Source organism: Rhodococcus sp. NJ-530, from assembly GCF_003860625.1.
GTDB classification, from domain to species: Bacteria; Actinomycetota; Actinomycetes; order Mycobacteriales; family Mycobacteriaceae; genus Rhodococcus_F; species Rhodococcus_F qingshengii.
In genome coordinates this window covers 5,266,474-5,280,141 of the sequence record NZ_CP034152.1, presented here as the reverse complement: position 1 = coordinate 5,280,141, position 13,668 = coordinate 5,266,474, and the positions used below count along the sequence as shown (strand labels likewise).

The window sequence follows — 13,668 nt, the reverse complement described above, 5'->3', positions numbered from 1 at the left end:
AAATGCGAGCAGCAAGCTTAGCGGCGGGCGGTGTGATTCTTGCCGCCTTCGGATTGTCACTCGGTAGCGGAACAGCGTCAGCCGCGACGTTGGATTGTTCGGCGCGCGGGCAAGATCAGACGATCGTCGACGGGTCATCCGCATGCCGAGCGGTGGCAGATGCCTCCAGTTACGCGATTTCACACGTCGAGGGCGACGGCGTCGGCGTCGCGGATTCTCGAGACGGCGGCAGGTCGGCAGGCCTCGGCCTCTTCGGCGGCGTTGCTGCGGCGGAGTCGCGCGGTGGGTTACTTGCCGCCGTCGCGTACGGCCCGGGTTCGCTCGCACTCGGTCGCACCGACTCCTCACCATTTGCCGTCGTGCTCAGCGGACCTGGCGGCAGAGCGGCAGTGGGTGACGCGGACGTCGGGGCGATCTGCTCAGGTGGTCCCACCCTTGTTTTCAATATCGCCACAGGTCAGGGATGTTTCAGCGACGGCACTTCGACGTGGGTCACCCCGTGAGGGCACCCCGGCCCTGAGCCTCTTGCGTGACAGTGGTCACAATGGTGTCAAGCTCCTGCCACCGATCGGGTGACCGGACAACTTGATCAGCGGGGATCGGAGGACGCGATGACTCCCAGTGCACGACGGGGTTCGCTCGCCCGGGTGGAGGTGCCTTCGCGCACCGAGCTGTACGTGGACCGGCGATTCCTTCCCTTGGCCGACCGCTTTTTCGCGATGTATCGCCAACCGCAACAAGGCGGCGGCGCGCTGGTCGTGTACCTGGGAGGCGAGAAAGTTCTCGACATCTGGGCCGGCAATGCCGATCGTGATCGGCGCTGGGACCACGACACGGTGTCGCTGTCGTTCTCGACCGGCAAAGGCGTCGCCAGCACCGTCGTTCACCGACTCGCCGAACGTGGGTTGATCGACTACGACGCCCCGGTTGCTCGGTACTGGCCTGAATTCGCGGCGGCCGGCAAGGACAAGATCACCGTCCGTGAACTGATGTCACATCGCGCGGGCCTTCACCGAGTTCGCGGCTTGATGCCGCATCCTCTCGACCTGATGGACTACGACGCGGTCGTTGCCGCCCTGGCTGCCGAGAAACCGGATCCGCGTCGGCTTCGAGGCCCCGGCTATCACGCTGTGACCTACGGCTGGTTGGTAGCCGAACTTGTGGCCAGGGTGTCCGGTCAGCCGTTCATCGACGTCGTACAAGCGGAGATAGCCAAGCCCCTCGGAGTCGACGAATTCTGGTACCGCGTACCCGAAACCGAGCGTCCACGGATCGCGAAGCTGTTCCCACATATCAACCCTGCCGGCTTGAACTGGGCCTTCGCGTCGACCGTGCTCTCACACGTCGGTCCGACTCGCGGACTCGCGGAGGCCGCGATGCCGGACGGTTTCGACGTCATGGTGCGCAACCCGGCTGTCCACGACGCCGTCATGCCGGGCTGGAACGGAGTGTTCAGCGCGCGTGCTCTCGCGAAGATGTACGGCGCCATCGCGAACGGCGGCGTGATCGACGGGAAGCGGTTCCTGAAGGAATCGACCATCGAACAGATGTCGACCATCCAGACTCGCGATCGGGATTACGTGCTGGCGGTGCGGCCCAACTGGACTCTCGGTTACCACCCGCCGATCATTGCCGCGCGGCGGCAGCCGCGGAATGCGATAGGCCACTACGGAGTCGGCGGTTCAGGCGCGTATGCGGACCTGTCCAGCGGACTCTCGCTCGGTTTCACCACCAACAGGTTGGGTAGTGCTGTGACAGCTCTCGGTGATCTTCGCCTTGCGAGGCTCGGCGCCGAGGCGCAGGAGTTGGTTCGTCGAATCTGACACGAAGGGAATGCCATGAGCAGCAACGTGTACCGGGTGACCGAGATCGTCGGCTCGTCCACCGAGAGCAGTGACGCGGCAATTCGCACCGCCATCGCCCGGGCGAACGAGACGGTGCGCAACCTCGAATGGTTCGAGGTGGTGGAAACTCGCGGCCACATCGAGAACGGCGCCGTGGCGCATTTCCAGGTCACGTTGAAGGTCGGCTTCCGGCTCGACGGCGACGAATCCTGAACCGTTCTTCATGACTGTTGATCTCACGGCAGCCGTCGGGTTCATGGCGGGACATGCCAGGACTCTCGATCGGCATCGGCTGAATTTGATTCTCGGACAGGGTGACCGGGCCGCGGCTTGTGCGGCCGTGGACGGTTATCGCAACCCGGACGGTGGGTACGGCTGGGGACTCGAACCGGATCTTCGCTCGGCAACCAGCCAACCTGGCGGAGCGCTGCATGCCTTCGAAGCCTTTGCCGACATCGGAACGCCGACGCCCAGAGCGGTCGAACTGTGCGACTGGTTGCAGACCAATTCGCTGGCAGGCGGCGGTTTACCCTTCGCCTTCCCGATTGCAGACCCAGCCGGGTGTGCGCCCTTCTGGGTGAGCGCGGACCCGTCGGCGCCGTCGTTGCAGATCACCAGCATCGTGTGTGCTGCAGCGGCTCGCGTTGCCGAATTCGACGAGGCCGTCGCCGAACATCCGTGGTTCGCCTCTGCCGTTCGATATTGCCTCGACGCGATCGACGGGGCCGATTCTCTGCATGCCCTCGAGCTCGCCTTTGCCTTGCAGTTTCTCGACGCGGTTCACCGGAACAGTCCCGAAGCGTCGTCGTTGGTGAGCACTCTTGGTTCGCGTATCCCGGCTGACGGCTTGGTTCACGTGGACGGGGGAGCCGAGGGCGAATTCATGCGGCCCCTCGATTTCTCACCGCTTCCCGGCGGCCCGACCCGCGCGTTGTTCGACGCATCAGTGATCGAGTCCGAACTGTCTGCGCTCGCTGCGCGACAACATGGCGACGGCGGTTGGGCGGTGGATTTCGACAGCTATTCGCCCGTCGCGGCGTTGGAATGGCGAGGTCACGCCACCGTGCAGGCGGTGTGGCTGCTGAAGCGCAATGGGGTGATCTGAAAACGATTCTCGCGCCAAATTGGAACACGTTATAGTCTGGGAACCAGTTCGAGCTTCGTGTTTCAGGGATAGGGGAATGTCATGGCGTATGTGATCACGCAGCCGTGCTGCAACGACGCCTCGTGTGTTGACGTGTGTCCGGTCAATTGCATTCACCCGACACCGGACGAAGCCCCGTTCGCGACCACCGAAATGCTCTACATCGATCCCGACACCTGCATCGATTGTGGTGCGTGTGTGGACGAATGCCCGGTCGAGGCGATCTTCCCGGACAACGAACTCGACGAGGACGACGCGCCGTACCTGCAGATGAACGCGTCGTACTTCGAGAAGCATCCGATGGGCCCGGATTGGCCCGAGCCGATCACGATGGCCAAGATCGATCCCGAACTGGGAACGCTGAAAGTGGCGATCGTCGGCTCCGGCCCGGCCGCCTGCTACGCGGCGATGGAACTGACCGGCAAGCCTCGCGTCGAGGTCGACATGTTCGATCGACTTCCCACTCCATACGGTTTGGTGCGCGCCGGCGTGGCGCCAGACCATCCCGGAACCAAGGGGGTCACCGATCAGTTCCGCGCCGTCGTCGCGAAGAAGACTGTGCGCTGCCACTTCAACGTCGAGGTGGGCACCCACATCTCGCATTCGGAACTCTTGGACCATCACCACGCAGTGATCTACGCGGTGGGCGCTGCCGGGGATCGCAAGCTCGAGATCCCGGGCGAGGATCTGCCGGGAAGTCACGCCGCCACCGAGTTCGTCGCCTGGTACAACGGCCACCCGGGATATGCCGATCGGACTTTCGATCTGTCCGGCGAGCGAGCGGTGATCGTCGGAAACGGCAACGTCGCACTCGACGTCGCACGCATCCTGGTGACCGACCCTGACCAGCTTGCGAAGACGGACCTCGCCGAGCACGCATTGGAAGCGCTGCGGAACAGTAAGATTCGTGAGGTGGTCATTCTCGGGCGTCGTGGGCCGGCGCAGGCCGCGTACACCAATCCCGAACTGTTGGCGCTCGGACAGATGGCGAACGTGGACGTAGTCGTCGACCCGATCGAAGCCGAACTCGACGAGGCCAGTCAGGCGTTCGTGGACAGCGATGCCGCCGAGCCGTCCGTCCTGCTCAAGGTCAAGCAGGCGCAGGAATTTGCTTCGCGTACCGCAGATCCTTCTCGCAAGCGGATCGTTCTCCGGTTCCTCACCTCTCCCGTCGAGGTCCTCGGCGACGGTGCAGTCTCACAGGTGCGGATCGTGAAAAACGAATTGGTGGCAACGCCGACCGGTCAGCTCTCCGCCCGGCCTACCGAAACCGAGGAGACGATCGACACTTCACTGGTGCTTCGGTCGGTCGGATACCGCGGCACACCGATGGCCGACTTGCCCTTCGACGACGCTCGCGGCGTGATCCCCAACGAGAACGGCAGAGTAATCGACACCGAGACCGGCACGCCGATCCCGGGTGTCTACGTCGCGGGTTGGATCAAGCGCGGACCGACTGGCGTGATCGGCACCAACAAGTACTGCTCCGCCGAGACCGTGTCGATGATCTTCGACGACTTCGCTGGTGGGCGCCTCGCCACCCCGACCGAGGATGCCGACAAGTTGCAGGTTTTGTTGGCAGACCGGTCGCCGGATCAGGTGGACTATCAAGGTTGGCAGCGGATCGACAAGGCAGAACGCGCATCCGGTGCCGCAACCGGACGGCCGCGAACCAAACTCATCTCCATCGAATCCATGTTGGCGGCTGCCCGCAGCGAGGGATAGCAACGTTTGGGCGAACATCCGAATTGCTCGATTGCCGCATTTGTGTGTTAATGACTATGGAAATGCGCGGTTTGCTCTCTTCGGCGTGCTCGGGTGTGTAGGTGTGCTCCGAGCGGGTGTGTCCGAATGGTGCATCGGCATCGGTACCAGGCGGGTATCGATGCCGGCCGCGCAAACTCCACGTGAGTACGTGGTCATTCGAGCGAAGGTAGTGACATGGGCAGCAAACAGGGTCGTCGGACGTCACGGGTTGCCGTGGCAATCGTCGGAGCGGTGGCTGCCGGCCTGGCTCTCGCCGGACCTTCCGCGGCCGTTCCTCTCTTCCCCGGTGGACCGGACATTCCGTTGCCCGTCATTCCCGGCGTTCCGTACCTCGATCCGGCGATTCCGGTTCCGGGCATCCCGGGTACGCCGATCCAGGCGCCCATCGGCGCTCCCAACTTCTCCGCGCCGTCGCTCAATCCGTCCGCGGGCGAGACCGTCGGTATCGCGCAACCGATCATCATTCGATTCAACGAGGCCGTCGGCGACCGTGCTACGGCCGAACGCGCGATTCGCGTGACCACCGATCCGCCGGTCGAGGGCAGCTTCTACTGGATCAACGACAGCCAGGTCCGTTGGAAGCCGACACAGTTCTGGCCGGCGAACATCTCCGTGACCGTCGACGCCGGTGATTCGCACTCCACGTTCAACATCGGTGACGCACTCGTCACCGTCGCGGACGACAACACCAAGCAGGTCACCGTCACCCGCAACGGTGAGGTCGTGCGCACCATGCCGACGTCGTTCGGCAAGCCGGGTCACGAAACACCGAACGGCACGTACATCGTCGGCGAGCAGTTGCGCGACATGTACATGGATTCGTCCACGTACGGCGTCCCGATCGATTCTCCCGAGGGTTACCGCACCTACGTCGAGTACGCGACACGAATTTCCTACAGTGGCATCTTCGTCCATGCCGCTCCGTGGTCGGTTGCGCAACAAGGTTTCACCAACGTCAGCCACGGCTGCCTCAATGTCAGCACCGAGGACGCCAAGTGGTTCTTCGAGAACGCAGGCAAGGGTGACCCGGTGATCGTGCAGAACACCGCAGGTGGAGTCCTCAGCGGCGCCGACGGATTGGGCGACTGGAACCGCTAGACATCGACGAGGAAGGCCCTGCGCGAGAAGTATTCGCGCAGGGCCTTTTTCGTGTCGCGTTCAGCTCGAGTGTCTTGTACGTTCACCATTCATTCGTTGCGGGCGGTCAGACTGCCTCAGTGAGATCGAGTCCGGAAAGAACGCTGCCCACTTCAGGCAAGCCAGGTCTGTGGGGCAGACCATGGCGTGATTACGCGCTCTTCGCGCTCTTGGTCGGCCCCAATCTCGCGTTGCTGATCTTGTTCACCTATCGCCCGCTGGTGGACAACATCCGACTTTCGTTCTTCGACTGGAACATTGCGGACCCGAAGGCGACGTTCATCGGGCTGAGCAACTACCGCGAGTGGTTCGGACGAAGCGACACCTGGGAGATCGTCACCAACACAGTGATATTCACATTGGTTACAGTGGTGGGTTCGATGGTCATCGGTTTGGCGTTGGCCATGCTGCTCGATCGCAAGCTCGTCGGGCGAAACCTGGTTCGGTCGGCCATCTTCGCGCCGTTCGTGATCTCCGGTGCAGCGATCGGTGTCGCGTTTCAGTTCGTCTTCGACCCCAACTTCGGCCTGATCCAGGATCTCCTGCACCGTGTCGGACTCCAATCGCCCGACTTCTATCAGGATCCCCACTGGGCGCTGTTCATGGTGACGGTGACATACATGTGGAAGAACCTCGGGTACACGTTTGTCATCTATCTCGCTGCACTGCAAGGAGTTCGGCAGGAGCTGAACGAAGCTGCCGAAATCGACGGCGCCAAGCCGTGGACCAAGTTCCGCCGGGTGCTCCTACCTCAGTTGCGCCCGACGACGTTCTTCCTCTCCATCACCGTCATGCTCAACTCGCTCCAGGTCTTCGACATCATCAACGTCATGACCCGTGGTGGCCCGCTGGCTACGGGGACGACGACGATGGTCTACCAGGTGTACAACGAGACGTTCCGAAACTTCCGGGCGGGCTACGGTGCGACGGTTGCCACCATCATGTTCCTGATCCTGCTGATCATCACCGTCTACCAGGTTCGTGCCATGGATCGGGGAGAAGAGAAATGACAGCGGTAGAGGAAAAGAAAAGCGCTGCTCCGACTTCCGTCGTTAGGCCGGGGCCGGACCGCAAGAACGTGGACCGGCGTGAGGTCGGTGTGAAGATCCTCGGCTATGCGGCAATGGTGATCGCGTTGGTCATCATCGTCCTGCCGCTCTACTGGATCGTGATGACCTCGTTCAAGGAGCGCCCGGAGATCTACACGCAGCCGGCAACGTGGTGGCCGTCGTCGCTGCATCCCGAAAACTATTCGGAAGCAACCACATCGGTCCCGTTCTGGATGTTCTTGCGGAACTCGATAGTGATCACGACGATTCTGTCGGCGGCGAAGTTCGTTCTCGGGACTCTCAGCGCCTATGGGCTTGTTTTCCTGCGCTTTCCGGGGAAGAACTTCGTCTTTCTCGGAATCATCGCCGCATTGATGGTTCCGAACCAGATCACCGTGATCTCGAATTACGCGCTCGTGGCAGAGTGGGGCTGGCGTAACACGTTCCAGGGCATCATAGTTCCGCTCGCGGGTGTAGCCTTCGGTACGTTCCTCATGCGCAACCACTTCCTCTCGATCCCTTCGGAGATCGTCGAGGCGGCGCGGATGGACGGAGCCGGCCACTGGCGGTTGCTCTGGCGCGTGGTGCTCCCCGTTTCCGGACCCACGATGGTGGCGTTCGGCATCATCACGGTGGTCAACGAATGGAACGAGTACCTGTGGCCGTTCCTCATGTCCGACGATTCCTCGGTAGCGCCGCTGCCGATCGGATTGACCCAACTGCAGAACAACGACGGACTTACCAACTGGGGTCCGGTCATGGCAGGAACGGTGCTGACGATGCTACCGATCCTGGTGATTTTCCTTCTGCTGCAACGACACATGATCAAGGGCCTCACCTCCGGTGCGGTCAAGGGCTGACAGCTTTCCCGTCACATTTCTTTCTCGAGGAGCAGTAATGGCAAACATGAACAGGCGCGGATTCTTGAGCCTCGGCGGTGCAATCGCCGCCGGCGCCGCACTGACCGCGTGCGCGGGATCCGGCGGGTCGAGCGCTGATGCTGCGGGAACATCCGGTGCGTCGGGTGATTCCAACACCATCACCTTCTGGTCGAACCATCCGGGTAAGTCCACCGACGTGGAGAAGGAACTGATCAACCGCTTCCAGACCAAGTACCCGGACCTGAAGGTCAACTTGGTGGACGGCGGCAAGAACTACGAAGAGGTGGCACAGAAGTTCAACGCTGCCCTCTCCGGTGGAGATGTGCCCGATGTGGTTGTGCTGTCGGATGTCTGGTGGTTCAACTATGCACTGGCCGGGGCAATCGAGCCGCTCGACGGACTCTTCTCCGAGGTGGGGGTCGACTCGGCCGACTACGTCGATTCACTGCTCGCCGACTACCTGTTCCAGGGCAAGCACTATGCGCTTCCCTACGCGCGGTCGACGCCGTTGTTCTACTACAACAAGGCGGTCTGGTCGCAGGCAGGTCTTCCCGACCGTGGGCCGGCGACATGGCAGGAGTTCGACGAGTGGGGACCCGAGCTGCAGAAGGTCGTGGGCAACGGCAAGTTGGCACACGGGTGGGGCAACGCGAAGGATTACCTCGGCTGGACCTACGAAGGCCCAATCTGGACGTTCGGCGGCTCGTACTCCGACCAGTGGAATCTGCAGCTCGACAACGAGAAGACCATTGCCGCAGGGCAGTTCCTCTCCAGCATGATTCACGACAAGAAGTACGCCGCGGTCTCCACTGACATCGCAAACGAATTCGGTACCGGCATTCTGGCGTCGACCATCGCGTCGACGGGCGATCTGTCCGGCATCAAGAAGACTGCCAACTTCGACTTCGGCACCGCTTTCCTCCCGGCAGTGGACGGAACTCCCGGTTGCCCCACCGGCGGTGCCGGGCTTGCCATCCCGTCCAAGATCTCCGATCAGCGTAAGAAGAACGCGCTCAAGTTCATCGACTTCATCACCAATGGTGAGAACACGGCGTACTTCTCGCAGAACGTCGGCTACATGCCGGTCCGCAAGTCGGCAACCTCGGAGCCGAGCATGAAGGCGTTCCTCGACGCGAACCCCAACTCCCGTACCGCTGTGGATCAGCTCTCGCGTACGCGCTCGCAGGACTACGCACGCGTGTTCGTCCCGGGTGGGGATCAGATCATCGGCACCGGACTCGAGCAGATCGCTCTCCAGAAGGCCGACGTCGCATCGACATTCGCCGGCGTTGCCACGCAGTTGCAGCAGATCATCGACCGGCAGATCACCCCCAAGCTGCCGAAGTAGTAGGAGAGAACACTCATGGCCAACGTGCAATTCGCGGGAGTCACGCACCGCTACGAAGGAACTGATCGACCGGCAGTCGACCGTCTCGACCTCGACATCGCCGACGGTGAGTTCCTGGTACTCGTAGGACCTTCCGGTTGCGGTAAGTCCACCAGCCTCCGAATGCTCGCCGGTCTCGAGTCCGCGTCGGACGGTCGGATCGAGATCGGCGGCACGGACGTCACGCACCTCGCTCCGCGAGCACGTGACGTCGCCATGGTGTTTCAGAGTTACGCGCTGTACCCGAACATGACCGTCGAGCAGAACATGGGCTTCGCGCTCCAGAATGCCGGAGTGGGAAAGACGGAGCGCCGGGAGCGGGTACTCGAGGCCGCGCGGATGCTCGAACTCGAACCCTTGCTCGGACGGAAACCGGCAAAGCTGTCGGGCGGGCAACGTCAGCGAGTTGCCATGGGTAGAGCCATCGTTCGCCATCCCAAGGTGTTCTGCATGGACGAACCACTCAGTAATCTGGACGCCAAACTGCGCGTCAGCACACGGTCGCAGATCGCCGCCCTACAGCGTCGACTCGGCACCACGACGGTCTACGTCACCCACGATCAGGTCGAGGCGATGACGATGGGGGACCGAGTGGCGGTGATGCTGGACGGTCGCTTGCAGCAGGTGGCGAAGCCGCGCGAACTCTACGACAACCCCGTCAACACCTTTGTGGCCGCCTTCATCGGATCGCCCGGCATGAACCTGATCGAAGCGCCGGTCGAGGGAACCGTCGCAGTGCTCGGTGATCTGCGGATTCCGCTGCCCACCGGGGCGTCCGAGCGGGAGCGGGTCGTCGTGGGAGTGCGCCCGGAATCGTGGGATCTGGTGGGAGCGTGGCGAAAGGGCTCGCTGGCCGTGGATGCCGATCTGCTCGAAGAGTTGGGAGCCGAATCGTTCGTCTATGCAAAGGGTGCCCCGGATTCGCAGTGGCAGAGCCGATCCGGTCGAATCGTCATTCGCGTCGACCGGAAGATGTCGGTGGCACCGGGGGAGTCGCTTCATCTGCTGCCCAAGGCCGGCGAGGTGTACTTCTTTTCCGCGGAGACCGGAGTACGTCTGTAGCGATACTGTGTGCGGCATGACCGTCGCACGTTCGCTGTTGCTGTTCGTACTCGCCGCGCTGCTCGAAATCGGGGGCGCGTGGTTGGTGTGGCAGGGAATTCGCGAGCACAAGGGATGGATCTGGGTGGGGCTCGGCGTCATCTCGCTCGGCCTCTACGGTCTGGTCGCCACCATGCAACCCGATGCGAACTTCGGGCGCATCCTCGCCGCGTACGGCGGGATCTTCGTCGCAGGTTCACTGCTGTGGGCGGTGGTGATGGACGGATTCCGCCCGGATCGTTTCGACATCGCCGGTGCGCTGATCTGTCTGGTCGGCGTCGGGGTGATCATGTACGCCCGGTAGGCCTTCGGCCCCGTGCGCGCTCAGGGAGTCCAGGGGTCCCTAAGCGCACACAGGGGCTTGCCCCTGCTACCAGATCTTCACACGCTTCTCCGGCTCCAAATACAGTGCGTCACCGGGCTTGACGTCGAACTCCTCGTGGAACGTGTCGAGGTTTCGGACGACGCCGTTGCACCGGAACTCCGGCGGCGAGTGCGGGTCGACGGCCAGACGGCGAAGCGCTTCGGCCTCACGGGCCTTCGTGCGCCATACCTGCGCCCACCCGAAGAACACGCGCTGCAAGCCGGTGAGTCCGTCGATGACCGGAGGTTCGGTACCTTCGGTCGCGATCTTGTACGCCGCGATCGCGATCGACAGCCCGCCGAGGTCGCCGATGTTCTCGCCGATCGTGAACTCGCCGTTGACGTGGTGGCCCGGCAGTTCCTTGGGCTCGAACTCGTTGTACTGCTCGATGAGAGCCTTTGTGCGCTTGCCGAATTCGCTGCGGTCCTCGTCGGTCCACCAGTCGACCATGTTGCCGTCGCCGTCGTACTTGGCGCCCTGATCGTCGAATCCGTGACCGATCTCGTGGCCGATGACGGCGCCGATGCCGCCGTAGTTGGCAGCGTCGTCGGCTGCCGCGTCGAAGAACGGCGGCTGGAGAATGGCTGCGGGGAAGACGATTTCGTTCATGCCCGGGTTGTAGTAGGCGTTGACGGTCTGCGGCGTCATGAACCACTCGTCACGGTCGACGGGGCCGCCCAGCTTGGCCAGGTCACGGTCGTACTCGGCGGCGTATCCGCGACGGTAGTTGCCCACCAGGTCGGTTGCCGAGATCTCGAGTCCGGCGTAGTCGCGCCACTTGTCGGGGTAACCGATCTTCGGGGTGAACTTCTCGAGCTTGGCCAATGCAGCCTCACGAGTCTGCGGGCTCATCCACTCGAGGTCGGAGATGTTGCGGCGGTACGCCTCCTGCAGGTTTGCGACCAGTTCCAGCATGCGGGTCTTCGCCTCTGCGGGGAAGTGTCGATCGACGTAGAGCTTGCCGACGGCCTCGCCGAGCAGATCCTGGACCAGGCTTACCCCGCGCTTCCAGCGCTCACGGTTCTCTTCGGTCCCGGACAGTGTGGTGCCGTAGAAAGCGAAAGTCTCGTCGACCAGGGCCGAATGCAGATAAGGGGAGCGGGCATGAAGCACCTTCCACGCCGCCCATGCCTTCCAGTCGTCCAGTGACTCCGACGCCCAGAGTGCGGTGAAGGTGTGCAGGAAATCGGGCTGGCGGACCACGATCTCGGCGAACTTCTCCGAATCGGCGCCGAGACCCGACAGCCACGCAGCCCAGTCCAAACCGGGGTTCTGCTCGGTCAGTTCCTCGAAGCCCACCAGGTTGTAACTCAAATCTGCGTCACGACGCTTGACGACGTCCCAGTGCCCGGCCGCGATCTTCTTCTCGAGTTCGAACACACGCTGGGCGTCGTACCCGACGCCGGCCAGGGTGAACATCTTGTCGATGTGCGCGACGTACTTCTCGCGGATCTCCGCGTAGTTGTCCTCGCGGTAGTACGACTCGTCGGGGAGGCTGATTCCCGACTGGCTGAAGTGGATCAGGTACCGCTCGGAGTTCTTGGCATCGGTGTCGACGTAATGCGAGATGGCACCGCCGACGCCGACGCGCTGGTGGCGTCCGATCACGGTGGCCAGCGACGACCGGTCCGGCGCATCGGCGACGGCGTCGAGCTCGTCGTCGATGGGGCCGAGGCCTGCGGCCTCCACGGCGTCGGCGTCCATGAAACTCGAGTACAGGTCGCCGATGCGCTGTGCATCGGTACCGGCGGCCGAGTTGGACTCCGCGGCTTCGGTGATGATGGTCTGTACGTCTTCTTCGGCCTTGTCGTAGAGCGTCCGGAAGGCCCCGTCGACTGCGCGGTCTGCCGGAATCTCGTATTCGGCGAGCCATTTTCCGTTGACGTGGACGAACAGATCGTCCTGCGCCCGTGTGTCGCCGTCGAGGTGGGTGAGGTCGATGCCTGAGCGATGAGCCGTGGTCATTTCTCCATCCTTACACGATCATGACGAACTGCTCGGTGTGTGCGCGATCGCTCCACGCCGAGTTCATCTCTTGTGCTGGGCAACGTCGGTATGGCATGGCACGATCGAATACGTGACCAGCAGACCTGCCGCAGATCCGCACCTGCAGGACCTCGCGCGACTACGACGTGTGCGAGACCGTATCGACCGGGAGTACGCGCGGCCTCTGGACGTGGAGGCGCTCGCGCGGGGAGTGAACATGTCTGCGGGGCATCTCAGTCGCCAATTCCGTCAGGCATACGGAGAACCGCCGTACGCCTACCTGATGACCAGGCGAATCGAGCGAGCGATGGCGTTACTGCGGCGCGGAGACCTCAGTGTCACGGACGTCTGCTTCGAGGTCGGTTGCAGCTCTCTCGGCACTTTCAGCAGCAAGTTCACCGAATTGGTGGGGGTTCCGCCCAGTGTCTATCGGCGCGAGGCCGAGCAGTCGACGGCAGGAATGCCGTCCTGCGTGTCCAAACAAGTCACCAGACCGATCAGGAATCGAGAAGCGCAGACCGCGCAGCCGCAATTAACGTGATCGCCATGGACATCACCATTCACTCGAGTTTCCTTCCGCAGGACGACCCTGAAGCCGCCCTGAACTTCTATCGCGACACGCTCGGCTTCGAGGTTCGCAACGACGTCGGCTACGACGGGATGCGTTGGATCACGGTGGGGCCGCCCGGCCAGCCCGGCACCTCCATCGTGCTGCATCCGCCGGCCGTCGATCCCGGAATCACCGACGAGGAGCGCCGCACCATCATCGAGATGATGGCCAAGGGCACCTACGGCGGACTTCTCCTGGCCACCAAAGATCTGGACGACACGTTCGAGCGGCTTCAGGCCGGCGACATCGACGTCGTCCAGGAACCGACCGAGCAGCCGTACGGCGTTCGCGATTGCGCCGTCCGGGACCCAGCGGGAAACCTGATCCGTATTCAAGAACTGCGCTGAGCCCGTCAACTGCGCTGAGACCGTCGGCGATCGACTGACAGATGGAGACAC

14 protein-coding genes are annotated in these 13,668 nt (G+C 62.8%); 13 read left to right on the top strand and 1 reads right to left on the bottom strand.

What is annotated here, in order from left to right:
• Window positions 1-2 precede the first annotated feature (2 nt).
• From EHW12_RS24575 to EHW12_RS24525, 11 genes are all read left to right on the top strand, one after another.
• Complete coding sequence (locus tag EHW12_RS24575) at window positions 3-503, top strand: DUF6764 family protein (protein ID WP_081558406.1); 501 nt, start codon at window positions 3-5, stop codon at window positions 501-503.
• Window positions 504-611: 108 nt separating this feature from the next.
• Window positions 612-1,823 carry a serine hydrolase domain-containing protein gene (locus EHW12_RS24570; protein ID WP_007731391.1) on the top strand — a complete coding sequence of 404 codons (1,212 nt, stop codon included), beginning with the start codon at window positions 612-614 and terminating at the stop codon, window positions 1,821-1,823.
• Window positions 1,824-1,838: 15 nt separating this feature from the next.
• Window positions 1,839-2,057 carry a dodecin gene (locus EHW12_RS24565; RefSeq protein WP_003939815.1) on the top strand — a complete coding sequence of 73 codons (219 nt, stop codon included), beginning with the start codon at window positions 1,839-1,841 and terminating at the stop codon, window positions 2,055-2,057.
• A gap of 10 nt (window positions 2,058-2,067) precedes the next feature.
• A complete protein-coding gene (locus EHW12_RS24560; protein ID WP_007731393.1) occupies window positions 2,068-2,949 on the top strand; it encodes a hypothetical protein in 882 nt (293 codons plus the stop codon).
• A gap of 81 nt (window positions 2,950-3,030) precedes the next feature.
• The gene (locus tag EHW12_RS24555; protein ID WP_007731395.1) at window positions 3,031-4,713 is read left to right on the top strand and encodes an FAD-dependent oxidoreductase; all 1,683 of its coding nucleotides are present in this window, start codon (window positions 3,031-3,033) and stop codon (window positions 4,711-4,713) included.
• Between the two features lie 216 nt (window positions 4,714-4,929).
• Entirely contained in the window at window positions 4,930-5,853 is a 924-nt protein-coding gene (locus EHW12_RS24550; RefSeq protein ID WP_064113418.1) for a L,D-transpeptidase, read from the top strand.
• Between the two features lie 74 nt (window positions 5,854-5,927).
• Window positions 5,928-6,902, top strand: a complete 975-nt coding sequence (locus tag EHW12_RS24545) for a sugar ABC transporter permease (RefSeq protein ID WP_206434776.1) — start codon at window positions 5,928-5,930, stop codon at window positions 6,900-6,902.
• Window positions 6,899-7,801, top strand: a complete 903-nt coding sequence (locus tag EHW12_RS24540; protein ID WP_003939837.1) for a carbohydrate ABC transporter permease — start codon at window positions 6,899-6,901, stop codon at window positions 7,799-7,801. Before EHW12_RS24545 ends, EHW12_RS24540 begins: the two co-directional genes overlap by 4 nt.
• 37 nt (window positions 7,802-7,838) lie before the next feature.
• Window positions 7,839-9,170 carry an ABC transporter substrate-binding protein gene (locus EHW12_RS24535; protein ID WP_003940485.1) on the top strand — a complete coding sequence of 444 codons (1,332 nt, stop codon included), beginning with the start codon at window positions 7,839-7,841 and terminating at the stop codon, window positions 9,168-9,170.
• A gap of 15 nt (window positions 9,171-9,185) precedes the next feature.
• Window positions 9,186-10,271: a sn-glycerol-3-phosphate ABC transporter ATP-binding protein UgpC gene (gene ugpC / locus EHW12_RS24530; RefSeq protein ID WP_007731405.1), complete on the top strand. Its 1,086-nt coding sequence runs from the start codon at window positions 9,186-9,188 to the stop codon at window positions 10,269-10,271.
• Window positions 10,272-10,287: 16 nt separating this feature from the next.
• Window positions 10,288-10,614, top strand: coding sequence for a YnfA family protein (locus tag EHW12_RS24525; RefSeq protein WP_003940244.1), 327 nt, complete (start codon window positions 10,288-10,290; stop codon window positions 10,612-10,614).
• A gap of 66 nt (window positions 10,615-10,680) precedes the next feature.
• On the opposite strand, the gene EHW12_RS24520 is transcribed toward EHW12_RS24525, so the two are convergent.
• Complete coding sequence (locus EHW12_RS24520; protein ID WP_058037706.1) at window positions 10,681-12,639, bottom strand: M13 family metallopeptidase; 1,959 nt, start codon at window positions 12,637-12,639, stop codon at window positions 10,681-10,683.
• A 112-nt stretch (window positions 12,640-12,751) separates the two neighbouring features.
• Between EHW12_RS24520 and EHW12_RS24515 the strand changes: the two genes are divergently transcribed.
• Window positions 12,752-13,201, top strand: a complete 450-nt coding sequence (locus EHW12_RS24515; protein WP_030535180.1) for a helix-turn-helix transcriptional regulator — start codon at window positions 12,752-12,754, stop codon at window positions 13,199-13,201.
• Between the two features lie 5 nt (window positions 13,202-13,206).
• Window positions 13,207-13,617, top strand: a complete 411-nt coding sequence (locus EHW12_RS24510) for a VOC family protein (protein ID WP_003940539.1) — start codon at window positions 13,207-13,209, stop codon at window positions 13,615-13,617.
• Window positions 13,618-13,668: the final 51 nt, after the last annotated feature.